Source organism: Allomuricauda sp. ARW1Y1, assembly GCF_013407935.1.
Lineage (GTDB): Bacteria > Bacteroidota > Bacteroidia > Flavobacteriales > Flavobacteriaceae > Flagellimonas.
The window spans coordinates 724773-742240 of record NZ_JACBZU010000001.1 but is presented as its reverse complement, the minus strand read 5'-3'; the positions used below and the strand labels follow the sequence as shown (position 1 = coordinate 742240).

19 protein-coding genes and 1 tRNA gene are annotated in these 17468 nt (G+C 44.4%); 3 read left to right on the top strand and 17 right to left on the bottom strand.

Annotation, left to right across the window (positions count from 1 at the left end; translation table 11 throughout):
* Positions 1 to 158: 158 nt before the first annotated feature.
* Together GGE08_RS03390 and GGE08_RS03385 are read left to right on the top strand one after the other, a co-directional pair.
* On the top strand, positions 159 to 1436 hold the full coding sequence (locus GGE08_RS03390; protein ID WP_179383481.1) for a DUF2157 domain-containing protein: 1278 nt from the start codon (positions 159 to 161) through the stop codon (positions 1434 to 1436).
* Positions 1433 to 2014, top strand: a complete 582-nt coding sequence (locus GGE08_RS03385) for a GDYXXLXY domain-containing protein (protein ID WP_179383480.1) — start codon at positions 1433 to 1435, stop codon at positions 2012 to 2014. The genes GGE08_RS03390 and GGE08_RS03385 overlap by 4 nt, the downstream gene beginning before the upstream one ends.
* A 6-nt stretch (positions 2015 to 2020) precedes the next feature.
* On the opposite strand, the gene GGE08_RS03380 is transcribed toward GGE08_RS03385, so the two are convergent.
* From GGE08_RS03380 to GGE08_RS03330, 11 genes are all read right to left on the bottom strand, one after another.
* Positions 2021 to 2092 (bottom strand) — tRNA-Arg (locus tag GGE08_RS03380).
* A gap of 88 nt (positions 2093 to 2180) precedes the next feature.
* Complete coding sequence (locus tag GGE08_RS03375) at positions 2181 to 2585, bottom strand: response regulator (RefSeq protein ID WP_179383479.1); 405 nt, start codon at positions 2583 to 2585, stop codon at positions 2181 to 2183.
* A gap of 102 nt (positions 2586 to 2687) precedes the next feature.
* On the bottom strand, positions 2688 to 3101 hold the full coding sequence (locus GGE08_RS03370) for a YeeE/YedE family protein (RefSeq protein WP_179383478.1): 414 nt from the start codon (positions 3099 to 3101) through the stop codon (positions 2688 to 2690).
* Complete coding sequence (locus tag GGE08_RS03365; protein WP_179383477.1) at positions 3098 to 3655, bottom strand: YeeE/YedE family protein; 558 nt, start codon at positions 3653 to 3655, stop codon at positions 3098 to 3100. Before GGE08_RS03365 ends, GGE08_RS03370 begins: the two co-directional genes overlap by 4 nt.
* A 60-nt stretch (positions 3656 to 3715) precedes the next feature.
* Positions 3716 to 3919, bottom strand: coding sequence for a DUF2892 domain-containing protein (locus GGE08_RS03360; protein ID WP_179383476.1), 204 nt, complete (start codon positions 3917 to 3919; stop codon positions 3716 to 3718).
* 12 nt (positions 3920 to 3931) lie between these two features.
* The gene (locus GGE08_RS03355) at positions 3932 to 4237 is read right to left on the bottom strand and encodes a hypothetical protein (RefSeq protein ID WP_179383475.1); all 306 of its coding nucleotides are present in this window, start codon (positions 4235 to 4237) and stop codon (positions 3932 to 3934) included.
* 104 nt (positions 4238 to 4341) lie between these two features.
* The gene (locus GGE08_RS03350) at positions 4342 to 7536 is read right to left on the bottom strand and encodes an efflux RND transporter permease subunit (RefSeq protein WP_179383474.1); all 3195 of its coding nucleotides are present in this window, start codon (positions 7534 to 7536) and stop codon (positions 4342 to 4344) included.
* A gap of 16 nt (positions 7537 to 7552) precedes the next feature.
* Entirely contained in the window at positions 7553 to 8641 is a 1089-nt protein-coding gene (locus tag GGE08_RS03345) for an efflux RND transporter periplasmic adaptor subunit (protein ID WP_179383473.1), read from the bottom strand.
* 6 nt (positions 8642 to 8647) lie between these two features.
* Positions 8648 to 9913 (bottom strand): TolC family protein, encoded by a 1266-nt coding sequence (locus tag GGE08_RS03340; RefSeq protein ID WP_257023942.1) that lies wholly within the window; start codon positions 9911 to 9913, stop codon positions 8648 to 8650.
* Between the two features lie 214 nt (positions 9914 to 10127).
* On the bottom strand, positions 10128 to 10265 hold the full coding sequence (locus GGE08_RS03335; RefSeq protein WP_179383471.1) for a hypothetical protein: 138 nt from the start codon (positions 10263 to 10265) through the stop codon (positions 10128 to 10130).
* Positions 10266 to 10445: 180 nt separating this feature from the next.
* A complete protein-coding gene (locus GGE08_RS03330) occupies positions 10446 to 10652 on the bottom strand; it encodes a DUF2892 domain-containing protein (protein ID WP_179383470.1) in 207 nt (68 codons plus the stop codon).
* A 204-nt stretch (positions 10653 to 10856) separates the two neighbouring features.
* On the opposite strand from GGE08_RS03330, the gene GGE08_RS03325 reads away from it, so the two are divergent.
* On the top strand, positions 10857 to 11738 hold the full coding sequence (locus GGE08_RS03325) for a sterol desaturase family protein (RefSeq protein WP_179383469.1): 882 nt from the start codon (positions 10857 to 10859) through the stop codon (positions 11736 to 11738).
* Here GGE08_RS03325 and GGE08_RS03320 read toward each other — a convergent pair.
* From GGE08_RS03320 to GGE08_RS03295, 6 genes are all read right to left on the bottom strand, one after another.
* Entirely contained in the window at positions 11735 to 12601 is an 867-nt protein-coding gene (locus GGE08_RS03320) for a DUF3365 domain-containing protein (protein ID WP_179383468.1), read from the bottom strand. The two genes, GGE08_RS03325 and GGE08_RS03320, sit on opposite strands and share 4 nt — an antisense overlap.
* Positions 12602 to 12732: 131 nt before the next feature.
* Positions 12733 to 13005, bottom strand: a complete 273-nt coding sequence (locus GGE08_RS03315; RefSeq protein ID WP_127140908.1) for a heavy-metal-associated domain-containing protein — start codon at positions 13003 to 13005, stop codon at positions 12733 to 12735.
* Positions 13006 to 13020: 15 nt separating this feature from the next.
* Entirely contained in the window at positions 13021 to 13365 is a 345-nt protein-coding gene (locus GGE08_RS03310) for a rhodanese-like domain-containing protein (protein ID WP_179383467.1), read from the bottom strand.
* A 105-nt stretch (positions 13366 to 13470) separates the two neighbouring features.
* Entirely contained in the window at positions 13471 to 14880 is a 1410-nt protein-coding gene (locus tag GGE08_RS03305; RefSeq protein WP_179383466.1) for an MBL fold metallo-hydrolase, read from the bottom strand.
* Between the two features lie 56 nt (positions 14881 to 14936).
* Positions 14937 to 16670, bottom strand: a complete 1734-nt coding sequence (locus GGE08_RS03300) for a SulP family inorganic anion transporter (protein ID WP_179383465.1) — start codon at positions 16668 to 16670, stop codon at positions 14937 to 14939.
* A gap of 63 nt (positions 16671 to 16733) precedes the next feature.
* Complete coding sequence (locus tag GGE08_RS03295) at positions 16734 to 17366, bottom strand: Crp/Fnr family transcriptional regulator (RefSeq protein WP_179383464.1); 633 nt, start codon at positions 17364 to 17366, stop codon at positions 16734 to 16736.
* Positions 17367 to 17468: the final 102 nt, after the last annotated feature.

Here is a 17468-nt window from a genome sequence, read left to right as displayed (position 1 = left end):
CAAAATTGGGGCGATTTTATCGACCAAAGATCAAGCCAAGCTTAAGCTATCATTATGGGGCTATGAAGTGAACCTTGCACTTTGATGAATACATATTCGGCAAAGGATATTTGATTATTATGTATCTTACCTATCCCAAACCAATAAAGGACAGGACCATGAGCCTACAAAATGACCTGCCAGAGCTTGTGAAGGCCGGAGTGATTTCTGAAGACACCGCTGCGGATATTGCTTCGTATTATCAAGGCAAGCAAGCATCTCCCACGAACAAACTTTTTGTGGTTTTTGGTATTTTGGGAGCCATTTTGGTGGGTTTGGGCATCATACTCATCATTGCCCATAATTGGGACGAACTTTCACGCGGCCTGAAAACGGTCTTTGCATTCCTACCGCTAGTTATTGGACAAGCATTATGTGCATTTGCCTTTTTAAAAAAGCGGGGCAATGTGGCATGGAGGGAAAGCAGCTCTGTATTCCTATTTTTTGCAGTGGGTGCCAGCATTGCTTTGGTAAGTCAGATTTACAACATTCCCGGAGATTTGGGCAGTTACCTGTTAACATGGATGCTTTTGACCTTGCCCTTGATCTATGTGGTGCAATCGCCCATGACCTCCCTGCTTTGCCTAGTAGGAATCACCTACTACGCCTGTGAAACCAGTTATTGGGGATTCCCAACGTCAAATTCCTATCCGTACTGGGCCATGTTGGCCGCTATGGTTCCCTTTTATTACCAGCTTTTTCGAAAGAATCCCTTGAGCAATTTTGTTCGCTTCCATAACTGGCTGGTTCCCCTGTCCCTCGTTACGGTTTTGGGAACCTTATCGGCTACCTTGGACGAGTTCATGTTTATAGCATACATATCCCTTTTTGGCTTCCTTTATCTTTTGGGAACGGGTGCGTGGATGCCTCAAGAAAATACCAAAAACGGCTATACCATACTAGGCAGTTTGGGCACCATAATTTTACTGTTGTTTCTGAGTTTTAATGAATTCTGGGAACATCTGTTCAAAAAGGAACTGCAGCTTACGGAAATCTTCGCTTCGCAGGAATTTGTTTTGATTGTGCTGCTAACCTTGGCGGCATCCGTACTGCTATACCGAACCATCCAACAGAAGGGAATCCGAAACCTATCCCTTTTCTCTATAGCTTTTTTGGTGTTTATTCCCATTTTTTTCATCGGAACAGTTTCTACCATAGCTGTGGTTTTGGTAAATGTGTTGGTATTCCTGCTTGGGGTCTTTACCATTCGGGAAGGGTCACGAAAAAACCATTTGGGCCTGCTTAATTATGGCTTGCTCATCATTACAGCCTTAATTATTTGTCGGTTCTTTGATACCGACCTGAGTTTTGTGGCAAGAGGGCTATTGTTCGTTGGGGTTGGCGCTGGGTTCTTCTTCGCCAATTATTGGATGATTCAAAAACGAAAAGAAAAATGATCGGCAAGAACACCCAAATTATAGCTTTTGTAATATTGGCCTTGGCACAACTGGCGATTCCCGCCAACATGATCTGGCAGCAAGAACGGCTATTGGAACACGGGACCGAATATAAGTTCAAAACCGCTCCCGTAGATCCGAACGACCCCTTTCGGGGAAAATACATCACACTGAGCTACGATGCGGCCTCATTCTACGTAGGCAATGAAATGGACTGGGAGCATGGGCAAGCCGTTTACGTTGAGCTGACCACGGACCAAAAAGGATTTGCCAAAATAGCATCGATTTCCCATGGGGCACCTGATCATACCGAAGCATACGTTGAGGGCTCCATTCTGTTCGTAACCCGAAATGGGGATAACCAAGTAACCATTAGTTATCCTTTTAATCGTTTTTATATGGAGGAATCCAAGGCCCAACCCGCAGAAGTGACCTATCAAACCGCACAACGGGACACCACAAAGACCACTTACGCACTGGTCCACGTAAAAAACGGAAAAGCAGTACTAAAGAACGTCCTGATTGATGGTGTTCCTATAAAAGAACTGGTTGGGAAGGAACTCTTGGAAAATGATTGAAGAAAGTAGCCCCGGCAAGAATCGAACTTGCATCTAAAGTTTAGGAAACTTCTATTCTATCCATTGAACTACGGGGCCATTCCATAAAATGGACTGCAAAAATAGGGTTTTTGACTCATCTTATGCAACCCTTTTCTGCTATTTATACGTGGGTTTTGGAACTACCCTAAGACTTTCTTGCTTCTTCTTCCTTCAGGATTTTTTCCAAATAGGATCGGGACAACGGCTTGTCCACATAACCCGAAATCATCCCATTTTTTTTGGCAATTGCCCTATCCGAAGCATTGGTAAATGCCGAAAGGACATAAACACTGGGGAGTTTGTGTTCTTTAAACAGATTCTTCAGGTTTTCCAAAAAATCCCATCCGTTCATCCCGTCCATCACCAAATCCAAAAAGATGATATCGGGCAATCTATCGTGCTCCTCGATATATCCGAAGCAAGCTTGTATTCCTTCCTCACCACTGGAGCAGGTCACGATATCAAAATTCCCGTGGGATTGCTGTATGCAGTATCGGGTCGCGAACTGCGACACCAAGTCATCGTCTATAATAAACGTCGTGAGTTTCATGTAGGGTCTATTACGTAAGTTTGGGACATCCAAAGCTATAGGCAAGCCCTCAATAAACCATCCATTTTCGTTGTGTGGACAAAATATACCGTCAATCCACGCCTAATGGGGCAATCTGGCCCTCACCAGGCCATACACAAAGGCACCTAAAATGGCCCCGACCAGTACGATAATGATGGGCCAATAGCCCGCTCCCACCAAAATATAAATGGGTCCGGGGCAGGCTCCCGCGAGGGCCCAACCCAATCCGAACAACGTACCTCCCAAAATATATCGAGCAAACGATTTTTCCTTGTCGGGTATTTGGATGATTTCCCCTGAAAATGATTTGATCTTGGATTTTTTAATCCAAAAGACCAAAACCACACCAACTGCCAAAGCAGAACCGATGATGCCGTACATATGAAAAGAATCGAACTGGAACATCTCATAAATCCGGAACCACGAAGCGGCTTCCGACTTGTATAGGACAATTCCCAAAAAGGTTCCCAATAAAATATAAACTATATTCTTCATACTTCAAAAATTAGGGGAAACAAGAGGTGAACCATAGCCAGTCCGCCAATAAAAAAGCCAATAACCGCAATCAAAGAGGGCCGTTGCAGGTTACTCAGCCCTGAAATGGCATGCCCAGAGGTGCACCCCCCTGCGTAGCGGGTTCCAAAACCAACCAGAAAACCGGCAACCAAAAGAATAATCCACACTTTAGGATTGGATAGGGCTTCCATGCTAAAAAGTTCTGTAGGCAAATAGGCTTCCCCAGCACTTTCAAAACCAAGATTTTGGAGTTTGGTTACGGTTAGTTCCGATATATCCACAGCAGGATTGGGAGAAAGCCAATGGGCTCCCATGAATCCACCAATAACGGAACCGAGGACGACCAAGAGATTCCAACGTTTGGATTTGGTATCTACTTTAAAATAATCCGAGAATTTTCCAGCTCCGCCCATGGAGCAAAATGTCTCCAAGTTGGAGGACATTCCAAATTTTTTGCCCATAAGTATAAGCAGCGCCATGATGATAGCGATAAGTGGGCCCGCTACATACCAAGGCCAAGGTTGATAAAGCATTTTCGTGAGGTTTTAGACAAAGGTCACGAAAATGCTTTAAATAAAAAACAATATAAAAGCCTAGCTACAGTTGTTGGTCGAGTCGGAGACCCCGAATTTCTTTAGGATATCTTCCAACAAACACCATTTGGTCAACGAGGATTGCAACAGGTTGGCCCCCACAAACGCGGTAAACCACAACCAGTTGATGTTGACATATACGGCCAAAATAAGGCTGATGAGCACAAAACTGCCCGCTACACCCCTAACGATTCTATTTCTCATTTTTTTTGATTTTTAAACGGTTCTGTCAATAGGTATTTCCACCGCCCTTATCGGGTTGGTGGTCTCACTTTCGGTGTTGAATTGTTTGATCAATCCAAACAATTCGGTTACCTTCTCTTCTTCGGTAAAAGAGAAGAACATATTGGATGCTGCGCCGCCCTTTTCGCTAGGGAACCAGCTGCTGGTGTACATCAACGGTGCTGCACTTTTGTATCCGTCGATATCGGACTCGCTGAAACTCTCTACGCCGGCCTTTTTGAACAATTTAAAGACCTCGCTCTTATATTCCTCAACTGTGGTAACAATGATCATTTTCATGTGCTTACTTTTATTGTTTTTTAATGGTCACATGTAACCTTTGACGACTAAAAAAATCACTGACCTGTTTGTCAAAATATGCTGCTAGTCGTTTCGGTTTCATTTTAGTTGTAATTTTTACGTTCAATCATATAATACACCAATGGCACCACCAGAAGCGTCAACACTGTGGACACTATGGTTCCTCCCATCAATGAAATGGCCAATCCTTGGAAAATAGGGTCGAACAATATCACAAAAGCTCCAATGACAACTGTTCCAGCCGTTAACAGAATAGGGGTGGTACGCACGGCGCCAGCTTCGATAACGGCTTGCTTAAGGGGAACTCCTTCGTCCAATCTTAGATTGACAAAGTCGATAAGCAATACCGAGTTCCGTACCATGATTCCTGCCAAGGCAATCATCCCGATAAAAGAAGTTGCGGTAAAAAAGGCTCCCAACATCCAATGTCCTAGTACGATTCCAATTAAGGAAAGGGGTATGGCCACCATCATCACCATAGGTGCCTTAAAGTTTTGGAACCAACCTACAATCAACATGTAGATAATCACAATGACGCCCAAAAAGGCAATCCCCAAATCACGGAATACCTCTAGGGTTACTTGCCACTCGCCATCCCATTTCACGGTATAGTCATCCTCAAATTGAGGTTGTTCCATGTAGAGTTCGTTAATGGAATAACCTTCGGGCAGTTCCAATTGGTTCAATTTGTCCGTCATTCCCAAAATGGCATATACCGGACTTTCCAATTGCCCTGCCATATCGGACATTACGTATACCACTCTTTTTTGATTTTTTCTGTAGATGCTCTTCGCTTTGACACCTTCCTTGACCTGAACCAAGTCGCCAACGGAAACCATATTTCCCTGCTGGGATGCTATTTTCAATTGCTTGATTTCCTCCAAACTGGATTTATCCTTCTCACTTACGGCAAGGACAATTCCAATCTGGTCAAAAGCATCTTCCCTATAAATATGGGATACCGGTTGTTCGCGAAAAGCCATGGCCATCACCTGAACAATTTGTTGTGGAGTGATACCGTAGAGCATCGCTTTTTCCTTGTCAATCACAAAATCGTACTCCACTTGATCATCCTCGACCATCCAATCTACATCCACTACGTCGGTAGTGTTGTTCAAGATGCCCTTTACCTTATCGGCCAATACAATTTGCTTTTCATAATCCGGACCGTACACCTCGGCTACAATGGTAGAAAGTACAGGAGGTCCCGGTGGTACCTCCACAATCTTGATGTTGGCCTGGTATTTTTTACCCAATTCCTGAATCTTGGGCCTAAGTAATTTGGCGATATCGTGACTTTGTGCACTTCTATCGTGCTTATCCACCAGATTCACCTGAATATCGGCCATATTGCTACCTCCACGAAGATCGTAGTGCCTCACCAATCCATTGAAGGTTATCGGTGCGGAGGTGCCCACATAACTTTGGTAATTGACCACTTCGGGTCGGGTGGACAAATAAGCTCCGATTTCCTTGGTTACTGCAGCCGTTCTTTCCAAAGTAGTGCCCTCGGGAAGGTCTATCACCACCTGAAACTCGTTCTTGTTGTCAAAAGGCAACATTTTCACCGCTACGGATTTGGTAAAGAACATGGCAACAGAGGCCAATAATAGCACTACGGTGATACCCAAGAACATCCATCTCTTTTTGCCGCTCTCGATCAAAGGTCTTTCAAATCGCTCGTAAGCTTTATAAATAAAGGTGTCCTGGATTTCGACGGCTTCTTTTTCTTTTTTCTTCTTTTTGTCCTTCTCCCTTAGGAAGATGTACCCCAAATACGGAGTTATGGTCAATGCTACGAACAAGGATAACAACATGGCTATCGAGGCTCCTATGGGCATGGGCGACATATAGGGGCCCATCAAACCAGATACAAAAGCCATGGGCAATACGGAGGCAATCACCGTAAATGTGGCCAGAATGGTAGGGTTACCTACTTCGTTAATGGCGTAAATCGCAGCATCTTTGAAGGGCAATCGTTTCATTTTAAAGTGGCGGTGCATGTTCTCCGCTATAATGATGGAGTCGTCCACCACAATACCCGTTACAAAAACCAAAGCAAACAGCGTGATTCGGTTCAACGTATAATCGAGCATATAATAGCTCAACAAAGTCAAGGCGAAGGTAATCGGGACGGAAAGGAACACGACCAATCCACCTCGCCACCCCATGGCCAACATCACCACAAAGGTGACGGCAATGATGGCACCGATCAAGTGCATTAATAGCTCAGATACTTTTTGGGATGCGGTTTCGCCATAGTTACGGGTGATCTCCACCTTAACTTCGTCAGGGATCAAGGTAGTTTTTAGGTGGTCCACTTTTTCCAAGACCACATCGGCAATCTTCATGGCATCGGCCCCTTTACGTTTGGCAATGGAAATGGTTATCGCCGGGTATTCCGATTTAAATTCTTCTGACTTTTCACTAGCGGCCCCAAATCCAAGGGAAACATAGTTTTTGGGCAGCTCGGGACCATCCAAAACAGTGGCTACCTGCTTCAAATAGATGGGCTGACCTTGTTTGGTGCCCACAATCAGGTTTTCCAGATCTTCTTTTGTTTCCAAAAAGTTTCCCGTGCTGATGTGGAACTCGGTATCGTTGGAAAGGAAGTTACCAGAATCCATCTGTTGGTTATTGGCTTGGATCATTTGGGCAACGGCCAACATATCTAAGCCTGATTCTGCCATTTTATCCTTATCCACCACCACACGAAGCTGGGGACTACGCCCTCCTATCTTTTTGGTGATCGAAACACCATTTACTTTTTCGATTTCATTAATGAGCTCGCCCGAAATCTGTCTCAACTGAAAATCATCGTAGGTATCACTCCAAAGTGTTAAGGCCAACATGGGCACATCGTCAATGGCACGGGTTTTTACCAAAGGCATGGTAACCCCTTCGGGCATTTGGTCCATGTGCTTGTTGATCTCGTCGTACAAGCGTACCAACGACCTTTCGATATCTTCCCCTACATAAAACTGTACAATGGCCATCCCCTGCTCTTGCATGGAGGTGGTGTACACATACTCTACACCTTTAATGTTCGATATAATTTTTTCGAGAGGTTTTGTTATCCTGGATTCCACCTCGGTTGGGCTGGCCCCTGGATATCCTACGAAGATATCCGCCATGGGAACATCAATCTGGGGTTCCTCTTCCCTTGGGATAAGGAAGGAACTGTACACCCCAATGACCATAAACACAATCATGAGGAGCACCGTTAGCTTGGAGCTAATAAACCCTTTGGCTATTTTACCTGCAAGTCCGTCTTTCATTGTTAGCTTTTTTGGGTTATTGAATGCTTACTTCAACTCCGTTGTACAATTTTCCTTCGGCCGAAATGATATATTGATCCCCCGCTGATAGACCGGACAACACTTCCACCTCATCACCATAGGTATCGCCCAATCGCAACCATCGCAATAAGGCCACGTTATCCTGTCCGAGTGTATACACCCCGGTCAATTGTCCCTTATGCACCAAGGCTTTTGACGGAACCGTAACAACTGTTTTACCATTGCTCCCCTCGCCCGCCTCCAGCCTAACGGTGGCAAACATACCTGACAAAATCTTGGCATCTGTTTTGTCCAATAAAACCTTCATCACATATTGCCCTCCGGTATTTTGTGCGGATGCACTCAGTTCGGATACTTTACCCGTAATCGTAGTATCCAATGCTTTTACCAGAATGTGCGCTTTGGTACCCACACTTATTCCTGAAATGTTGTTCTCAGCCACTTTGGCCTCAACTTCAAACCCACCTGGGGATTCCACGGAAACCAGCGGAACACCCGGATTGGCCATATCACCCTCATCGATGTAGGTATTGGTCACCACTCCACTGAAAGGCGCACGAATGTTGGCGTAAGCAAACTGGGAGTTTACCTCATTTTTCATTTGGTTGGCTGCTTCCAATCTGGCCTTGGCCATTTCATAGCGCGCGGTCATATCATCCAGCTCTTTTTGGGAAGCGCTGTTTTCCTTAAAAAGATTTTGGAACCTTTCATAATCCTTCTTGGCATTGTTAAAAGCCACCTGTGCTTCCGTAATGGAGGCTTCCACCTGTGCTTTTTTAGCCCGTAGGTCCACGTTGTTGATGGAGACCAGTACATCTCCCTTGTTTACTTTCTGACCTATTTTTACAGGAATGGATTCCACATGACCCATCATTCGGGTACTTAGGGTGGCGCTGTTCACGGCCGTAATCTGACCACTTCCGGCCAAAATGGTGGAGCTATCGTCCATGGCCACTTCGGCAACGGTTACCGGTACTGCTTCGGAATTGTCGACCGACTGTTTTTCATCGCTTCCACAGCCTACCAGAAAAAGGCCAAAGGATGCGGTTAGCAGTAAACTTTTATATATCGTAGTGTTTTTCATCTTGAATTATTCTTTGGTTAAAAATGTCAATAAGTATTGTGCTTGATTATATTCAAAAATGGTTTGATAGTACGCCAATTGCTTTTCGGCAAAGGTGGCTTCGGCCATCAATAAATCGGTTGTTTTCTCGAGTCCTTCCTTGAATCTGTTGGTGCGTATCCGCAGTGCTTCTTCGGATTGCTCCATAGCCAATTTTGAGGTCTGGAGGCGGCTCTCGGCATCTTCGACCATCCGTTTGGTGCGTTGAAGCTCCATAGTACTTTTGGCAACGTACTGTTCGTATTCCTGTTTCGCCTTTTCATAGCTTGTTTTGCTCTTTCCTGCTTTGGCAAATCGTTGGGATCCCTTAAACACATCCCAGCTCAAACTTGCCCCAATAATGTATCCTTTGGCATCGGCCTGAAAAATTTGATCATCGTACATTTCGTAACTGGCAAAAGCGTTCAGTCGCGGTAGAAAGGTCATGTTGTCCGCCTTCATGTTGGCCTTGTAGGCTTCTGACACCAAATCCATAGCTTTCACATCTGCCCTGTTTTCCAGACAGCCTTCCAAGGTTTCTCCTAGCCTGTCCGGCACCAGTTCTTCGGATGGTTCGTAAACCACGGTTCCTTCTTCGTTCATCAAAAATGCTAGATAATCCGACGCATTTTGCACGTTGCTCTTGGCTGTTTTCAATTGGTCGGCAACCTCGGTGACCCGGACTTTTACCTCCAACAAATCCGATTTTTGAAGTAATCCTTGATCATAGCTGTTCTGCGCCATCTTCAAGTTGGCATTGGCAGCTTCAAAAGCTTTTTCCATAACCGCTACGGCTCTGTGGGCCAATTGTAATTGCCCAAAGGCCTTCCTAGCTTCAAAATCCAAATAGTCGCGGGTTCGAACTGCTTGGAGTTCTTTGGCCTCCATGGTAGTTTTTGCCGCTTTGCGCTGGTAAAAGCCATCCAAATTGATCAAGGGCTGTTCCACCGAAACTATGGTGGCGTAGTTTTCTACTTGATCGGGATCGTTTAAAAGCACAGGGTTAAAATCTGCTTGCGTCAATATGGCTTGGTTGAGTTTGGAACCAAAGGCCATCAAAGGGTTGGTGGTCGCCAATCCAGTGTGCGATACAGCAATTTGTGGTAAAAAGATGGAATTGGAAAACCTATAATCGTATTTGGCCATTTGGGCTTCCTGCTCAGAAACCTTTATGCTGCTGTTGGACTCCTGTACCTTGGCCAATACGTCTTCCAGAGAAATATTGATATGGTCCTGAGCGAGTGTCAGCTGCATAAAACCCAATGCAATAATACATGTGAATATATGCCTCATTGTTTTTTTATTTTGAGGCAAAATTAGAGTGGCAACACCGCTTTCACAGTAACATTAGTTACCTTGGCTTATATATAAAATTAGGAGGCACAATGGCCTCCCTATTTCTTTTACTATCAGAAGAATAACTGGTTCAACCCCATTTAATAATGGGTTTGGACAAACATGGATACCCTTAGGACGGTTTGTTTTTGTCGCTGTTCATCAGGGCAAAAACTGCAATTACCAGAACTACGACCACCAGTGCGAACACACCTATCATCCAAATGCCGTTTTCCCAGGATACCAGTGGAATATTGATTAACGATTTCACGATGTATTGGTTTTAAGTTTGGTTCAAATGTACAGGCTTCATCCTTTTGATAATATGATAATTCTCATAATTGCCACACCTAAGCTTACCTTTTTGAGCATTAATGAATGGACCGCGGTCTGTTTACTAAAAAAGCCGCCCTTTTAGGAGCGGCTTCTTTTATCAACCAACCAAAAAAACCTAGTTCTTGACCTTGCACGTATTAATCCCAAACAGGGTATACAACGGGCAAAAACTAATAAAGCTTGTTAAAACAAATATGGCCGCCAACGCTAATAGCACATAGGCCAATGTTCCTGTTATCACATTAAAGTAATACAACGCCCCTACACCTAGTGCAAGGAGAATCCGGATTGTACGGTCTGCACCGCCCATGTTTTTTTTCATAATGGATAGTTTAAGATTAGTACCATACAAATTACCAAAAATTGGCTCAGCTTGCATATCCTTTTTTTGATTATCAAAGGATTACCTCAAAAATAAGGTTTCATGGAATCAACCATAGTAACCTTGGTTACACAGACGGTATTATTTTTAAAGTATTTTTGATATTGAATAAGTTTGATGCTGTTTGCTCGACAAATTTGGAGTATGTTGGATTATTTGGATGCCCTTATCAATGGATTTTTAGGAACGGTTCACTGGACTTGGAGGTCCATTATTTTTGATGTTCCCTGGTACACCAATTATTTCTGGGGATTGATCATTATCTCTTTGTTGGTCTGGGGATTGGAGATTCTTTTCCCTTGGCGCAAGCAACAGTCCATTTTCAGAAAAGACTTTTGGCTGGATGCCTTTTACATGTTTTTTAACTTTTTTGTGTTTGCCATCGTTATCAGTGGGGTCTACAAACTATTGGGTGTTCTGTTTTCCGACATGGGCATCAATGCGCAAACTTTGGCGGTTGTGGATATGGCAAACTGGCCCCAGTGGTTGCAATTGCTCCTCTTTTTTGTGGTGCTCGATTTTGTACAGTGGTTCACCCATGTTTTGTTGCACAGGTACCCGGTTTTATGGGAATTCCACAAAGTGCACCATAGCGTAAAGGAAATGGGGTTCGCGGCCCATCTGCGTTTTCATTGGATGGAAAATATCCTTTACAAACCACTAAAAACTTTGGGCGTGATGGTTCTGGGCGGTTTTGAGCCCGAACAGGCCTATATTGTGCATTTTGCCGCCATCGCCATCGGACATTTTAACCATGCGAACATAAAACTTACCTATGGTCCGCTCAAATATATTTTGAACAATCCGGTGATGCACCTCTATCACCATGCCTACACCATTCCCAAAGGCTCTCACGGGGTAAATTTTGGCATCAGTCTTAGCATCTGGGATTATATTTTCAGAACCAATTATATTCCGGAAAGCGGTGGTCAAATCGAATTGGGGTTCCCTGGAGATGAAACTCTTCCCAAAGGGTTCTGGGGCCAATTGACCTATGGTTTCAAAAAACCAAAAAAGCGACATTAATCCATCTTCTTCGGCGCATCAAAAACAATACTCCAGATACCCCGTACTTCGTCAGGCCCATAACCTATGGCCTTATCTTGGGGATACAGTTCGGATAGGCTTTCGTATACTTTTGGAGTTATTTGTTGTTCTGGGGTTCCGTGACAGTTTAAACACATGGTGTTGGTTACGATGGGATAATAGAAGAATACTTTTCCGTTCTCTTCCCTAAGAATGGGTTCAACCGACAAACCTTTTGAAACCTGAGCTTTGAACGTTTCGATGTGCGCCAATTCTATGTCATTAGCTTGATTGTTTGGATTTCGAGGTTTATCCGATACCCTTTTGATGCGCGCATGGAAGTTGGTAGACATACTATCGGTCAGCGGGTAGGCCCTTTCATTACAAAAAGCCAAGGCTGCTTCTACCCCCTCATTTTGAATGGTACCCATTAGATTTTTACCAAGCACTTTTTTGGTCTCCATCGCATAATGCATTCCCAATTCCTTTGCGCCCGTTTCGGCTTGGAACGTTTCCGGCTTTTTACCTCGGTTGTAAAGGGAATCCCCTTCTCGGTCCATCCAATGGGATTTGAACCATTCAGGTTCCTCAATTTGGTAATCGAACATGTACTCGGCAATCTTTCTTACCTCATCTTCTGGAAACTGTTGGGCTGGCATCAATCCAAACCTTCGGACAGCACCACGCATTTGTGTCTTGTCCTCAGACGGTGATTTCACAAAGGCCTGAATGGCTTTCACAAAAGCGTCCCGTTCCTTATAATTTTCCAAATAATGGGCCTTAATCGCTACCATTGGGGGGCCAATACGTTGTCCGTTCTGGGGTGCGGACGGATTATGGCATAGGTAACATTGATTCTCCATCAATACTTTCCCTTCCTCTAGTTTAGAGGCGTTTTGGCCATCGGTTCAGAGACTTCTCCGTCCGAAGTTTTTGGTCCCTGTTTGCAGGACAGCACGAGTAAAAAGACCGTTATGGAAATCAAGGAAAAATCTCATGAGTTGGACATTTTACCACTAGCACAGCTTACAAACGATTTTGCCTTGTCCATAAAACCGTTTTCATCATCTATTGTGGGATATCCCATGCGCTTGAGGGCCTCTTTAACTAAGGAAGCCTCATCGGCGCTTTGATGGTCAAAGCTAACCGATGAGCTGTCCTTCTCCACAATCACCTCTTTAATTTCTTTTATGCCTGAAAGTTTGTTGGATATGGTCTTTGCACATCCGCCACACTTTAGATTTTGCACTTGAAACGTTGTTCTCATCTGCTTTTGTTCCGATTAATAACTCCAAGCGCTATAGCCGCCCCTTAGATCATATATTTTTGAAAAACCAAGTTCCACCAATCTTTTGGCAGCTCTTTGGCTTCTATTCCCAGATTGACAATAGATATAAAGGGGAGTATCCTTTTTCATTTCGGCAACGGAAGCATCAAAAGCAGAACCTTGGAAAAAATCGATGTTCTTGGCTCCTTTAATGTGGCCGGACGCAAACTCTCTTTTGGTCCTCACATCCACCAGCTGTACTTTACCTTTGGAAATGGCTTCTTTATATGCTTCGCGGTCCAGAATCTTAATTTCATCTGGCAAGGTTTGTTCTTTAAACAAAAAACTGAATATTGACATAGTATCTTTATTTTGAGACACTAAAGTATCCCAAACAATCTATGCCGTCAGTAACGATGGTTACACAACCCGAACTTTTTTGAGATTATTTCCGAGGTAAGCACCTTATTTCAAAGTTGTAGGGCATACATAATCGGTAACCGGTATACCCGCTTTTTTGATATCTGCAAAACCACCGGCAACATCAACTAAATTGTGGATTCCCCTACTCTTCAATATGGAGGAAGCAATCATACTGCGATATCCCCCGGCGCAGTGCACATAAAAAGTCTCTTTCTCCGGAAATTCCGATAAGTGGTCGTTGATGTAATCCAAGGGGGTCAAGTGGGCATTTTCCACATGCTCGGCTTGGAATTCGGTTTCTTTTCGCACATCGTACACCGGTACCCCGTTTTCAATTCGTTTTTTCAACTCTTCGGCACTAACGCTTTCTACGGTGTCCACTTCCTTCCCGGCTGATTTCCAAGCATCGATTCCGCCCTTTAGGTAACCCAAGGTGTGGTCAAAACCAACACGTGATAATCGGGTGATGGTCTCCTCTTCCCTTCCTTCTGGTGTTACCAAAAGGATGGGCTGCTTTACATCGGCGACCAATGCGCCTACCCATGGGGCAAAACTACCGTCCAACCCGATGAAAATGGACCGTGGCACATGTCCTTTGGCAAAATCGTCCTGATGACGGACGTCCAGCACAATGGCTCCTGTTTCGTTCGCTGCCACCTCAAAAGCTTCCGGTGTTAGGGCCTGGGTTCCCCTTTCCAATATTTTGTCGATATCCTCGTAGCCTTCCTTGTTCATTTTTACATTGAGCGGGAAGTACTGTGGCGGTGGCAACAATCCATCGGTCACCTCTTTGATGAATTCATCCCTGGTCATGTCTGCCCTCAGGGCATAATTCATTTTTTTCTGATTGCCCAGAGTATCTACCGTTTCTTTCATCATATTTTTTCCGCAAGCGGAACCGGCTCCGTGGGCGGGATAAACGATTACGTCATCGGCCAAGGGCATAATTTTGGTTCTTAGGCTATCGAACAGTGTACCTGCCAACTCTTCCTGTGTCATGTGGGCCGCTTTTTGTGCCAAATCTGGCCGACCTACATCACCCAAGAACAAAGTGTCGCCACTAAATATGGCATGGTCTTTCCCATGCTCGTCCCGCAATAAAAAAGTAGTGCTTTCCATGGTGTGACCCGGTGTATGTAGCGCAACAATGGTAATATTGCCCAACTGAAACTCTTGTCCATCTTCTGCAATAATGGCATCAAAAGAGGGTTCCGCGGTCGGACCATACACTATGGGTGCTCCCGTTTCTTTGGATAGGGTCAAGTGGCCGCTTACAAAATCGGCATGGAAGTGGGTCTCAAAAATGTATTTGATCTTTGCCCCGTTTTCCTTGGCGGTTTTTATGTAAGGGTCCACCTCTCGTAAAGGATCAATTATGGCAGCTTCGCCATTGCTTTCTATGTAGTAGGCACCTTGTGCAAGGCAACCTGTATAAATCTGTTCAATTTTCATCTCTTGTGGTTTTTATCAAAAATACGATTCTACGTCCTAAACTTCGGTGACCAAAGTTACAAAGTCTTGGTTTTTGATTGTAGGGACACTTTTTTCTGTATGTTGCTCAATGCCTTAGGATTATTACAGCAATCCACGGCATCGTAGGTTTGTGCAAATAAGTTTTCCTCTCCCAAAATATCGATAATGCCACTCGAATACAGGATATCCCTAGTCGGGCCAATGGCTCCAGCGATCAAAAACTCGATTCCCTTCTCGCGAAGTTCCAAAATAATTCGTTCCAGCATTACCGAAGCGCTGCTATCGATATAATTGATAGGCTCCGCGTTCAGGATAATAAACTTAAGCTGGGGGCCTTTCTTTTGAATTTGTTGATAGAGTTGCTTTTTGAAATAATCCTTGTTCCCAAAATACAGTTGTGCATCAAAGCGAATGATCAGCTTGTCGTCGTACACTTCCACATCTTCGGAAAAACGGTTCACATTTTTAAAATAGGTAGTGTCCTTGATTCTTCCCAAAACCGCTATGTGGGGGTTGGAAATCCGGTAGACCAACAACAAAAGGGAGAGCAATACTCCCAAGATGATTCCTTCGATAAGGCCAATGGACAAAGTCATCAAAAAGGTGGCGATCAGCAATAGGAACTCATCTTTCCGGTTTTTCCAGAGTTGCAGCGGGTACCTCAAATCGATAAGTCCAAACACCGAAACAATGATGATGGCCCCTAGCACTACGGTAGGAAGATTGTAGAAAAACGGCGTCAAAAACAATAAAACCCCGGCTACCAAGAGCGCACTGAAAATCAGTGCCATGCCGGTGCGTGCCCCGGAGTGGTCGTTAATGGCTGTTCTTGAAAAGCTTCCTGAAACAGAAAATGACTGAAAGAACGAACCAAGAATGTTGGATAGTCCCAATGCCCGAAGTTCTTGGTTGGGGTCCAACTCATATTCTGGGTGGCGTTCCTCCACAGTTTTAGCTATTGAAATGGATTCCATAAACCCAAATAGTGCCACGGTAATGGCTATGGGCAAAAACTGTCCTACCGCGTCCCATTGTATGCCGGGTAGTTGAAAACTGGGTAATCCCCGTGGTATTTCACCGACCACTTTTATGCCCTTGGCCTCCAATCCCAACAGAGCTACCGACGCTATTCCTAAAACAACGACCAGTAAGGGTACAGGTAATTTTTTATTAAGTTTTTTTAGTCCAACAATAATCAATATTACCAAAATCCCTATGCCAAAGGTCAGGGGCTGAATATCCGTGAGACTCCCAAAAATACTTCCCAGAAGCACATAAATTTTACCCGATTGGGGCAAATCCACGCCTAGAATGTGCTTTAATTGTCCCAGACCGATTAAAATTGCGGCCGCAGAGGTAAATCCGCTGATAACAGGTTTGGACAAAAAATTGACAAAGAAGCCCATTTTTAAAATACCCAACAGCAGTTGAAAAAGTCCAATGAGAAGCGTCAAAAAGATGACTGCTGCAATATAGTCCTGAATGTTGGCCAACTGCATGGCCCCAATCCCTGCTGCCACCAATAAGGAGTCCATTGCCACGGGACCGACAGCCAATTGCCTCGAAGTTCCTGTAAGCGCATACACCAATTGAGGCACCAAGGCTGCGTACAGACCATAGATGGGTGGCATCCCCGCAATCATGGCATAGGCCATGCCTTGTGGAATCAATAAAATGCCCACGGTAAATCCGGCCACTAGGTCACCGTACAGGGTTGAACGGTCATAGCGGGTAATCCAGTTTAAAAAAGGGAAAATCCTTTTGAGCATGCAATCGGTTTTATACAAAAATAGGATGCCTGTTGGGTATCCTCAGTAACAAAGGGCACAAACCTACAAATCCACTACGTGGATGTAGTTTCTGTGGAGCACCAGCTTTTTCATCTTCTCCAGCTTCTTCAACAATCTGGAGATCACCACCCGTGAAGTATGCAAATCATAGGCGATTTCTTGGTGCGTATTTCGGATACGGTTATCGTTGGTGACCTCAACCTTCTTTTTAAGATAATCTACCAAACGTTGGTCCAAATTTTTAAAGGCAATGCTATCCACAGTCTGCAATAACTCGTTGAGCCGATTTTGATAGCTATCAAAAACATAGTTGCGCCACCCTTTATAATTCGCCATCCATTCTTCCATTTTTTGAACGGGAACCATCACCAGTCGGGTATCGGTTTCAGTAATGGCCCTGATTTCGCTTTTCGTATGCCCCATGCAGCAAGCCATGGTCACCGAACAGGTTTCCCCTTGTTCCAGATAGTACAGGAGCAATTCATCCCCTTCCTCGTCCTCTCGCAAAACCTTTATGGCACCCGATAACAATAATGGCATACTCCTGATGTATTGGCCAATATCCATAATCGTTTCTCCCGCGGGAACTTCCATGAGTTTGCCCGTTTCGAGAATTTCATCGATCAGGGGCTGTTCAAAATAGTTGCCAAATGTGGCTGCAAGCTCTTCTTTCATGTTGTAAAAATACGCTGCTCTAAGGTAACCATTTTAGGAAAAATGAAACTGTACAACGGGCAATCCAACTAAGGAGTTTATGGAATTATGTTGATAACTAAG

What these genes read in the sequence shown, in the direction of transcription:
- GGE08_RS03385 (WP_179383480.1), top strand. Translation starts at nt 1,433, where the DNA reads ATGATCGGCAAGAACACCCAAATTATAGCTTTTGTAATATTGGCCTTG.
- GGE08_RS03310 (WP_179383467.1), bottom strand. Translation starts at nt 13,365, where the DNA reads ATGTCAATATTCAGTTTTTTGTTTAAAGAACAAACCTTGCCAGATGAA.
- GGE08_RS03300 (WP_179383465.1), bottom strand. Translation starts at nt 16,670, where the DNA reads ATGCTCAAAAGGATTTTCCCTTTTTTAAACTGGATTACCCGCTATGAC.
- GGE08_RS03315 (WP_127140908.1), bottom strand. Translation starts at nt 13,005, where the DNA reads ATGAGAACAACGTTTCAAGTGCAAAATCTAAAGTGTGGCGGATGTGCA.
- GGE08_RS03345 (WP_179383473.1), bottom strand. Translation starts at nt 8,641, where the DNA reads ATGAAAAACACTACGATATATAAAAGTTTACTGCTAACCGCATCCTTT.
- GGE08_RS03375 (WP_179383479.1), bottom strand. Translation starts at nt 2,585, where the DNA reads ATGAAACTCACGACGTTTATTATAGACGATGACTTGGTGTCGCAGTTC.
- GGE08_RS03295 (WP_179383464.1), bottom strand. Translation starts at nt 17,366, where the DNA reads ATGAAAGAAGAGCTTGCAGCCACATTTGGCAACTATTTTGAACAGCCC.
- GGE08_RS03390 (WP_179383481.1), top strand. Translation starts at nt 159, where the DNA reads ATGAGCCTACAAAATGACCTGCCAGAGCTTGTGAAGGCCGGAGTGATT.
- GGE08_RS03325 (WP_179383469.1), top strand. Translation starts at nt 10,857, where the DNA reads ATGTTGGATTATTTGGATGCCCTTATCAATGGATTTTTAGGAACGGTT.
- GGE08_RS03365 (WP_179383477.1), bottom strand. Translation starts at nt 3,655, where the DNA reads ATGCTTTATCAACCTTGGCCTTGGTATGTAGCGGGCCCACTTATCGCT.
- GGE08_RS03330 (WP_179383470.1), bottom strand. Translation starts at nt 10,652, where the DNA reads ATGAAAAAAAACATGGGCGGTGCAGACCGTACAATCCGGATTCTCCTT.
- GGE08_RS03350 (WP_179383474.1), bottom strand. Translation starts at nt 7,536, where the DNA reads ATGAAAGACGGACTTGCAGGTAAAATAGCCAAAGGGTTTATTAGCTCC.
- GGE08_RS03340 (WP_257023942.1), bottom strand. Translation starts at nt 9,913, where the DNA reads ATGCAGCTGACACTCGCTCAGGACCATATCAATATTTCTCTGGAAGAC.
- GGE08_RS03355 (WP_179383475.1), bottom strand. Translation starts at nt 4,237, where the DNA reads ATGAAAATGATCATTGTTACCACAGTTGAGGAATATAAGAGCGAGGTC.
- GGE08_RS03360 (WP_179383476.1), bottom strand. Translation starts at nt 3,919, where the DNA reads ATGAGAAATAGAATCGTTAGGGGTGTAGCGGGCAGTTTTGTGCTCATC.
- GGE08_RS03370 (WP_179383478.1), bottom strand. Translation starts at nt 3,101, where the DNA reads ATGAAGAATATAGTTTATATTTTATTGGGAACCTTTTTGGGAATTGTC.
- GGE08_RS03320 (WP_179383468.1), bottom strand. Translation starts at nt 12,601, where the DNA reads ATGGAGAATCAATGTTACCTATGCCATAATCCGTCCGCACCCCAGAAC.
- GGE08_RS03305 (WP_179383466.1), bottom strand. Translation starts at nt 14,880, where the DNA reads ATGAAAATTGAACAGATTTATACAGGTTGCCTTGCACAAGGTGCCTAC.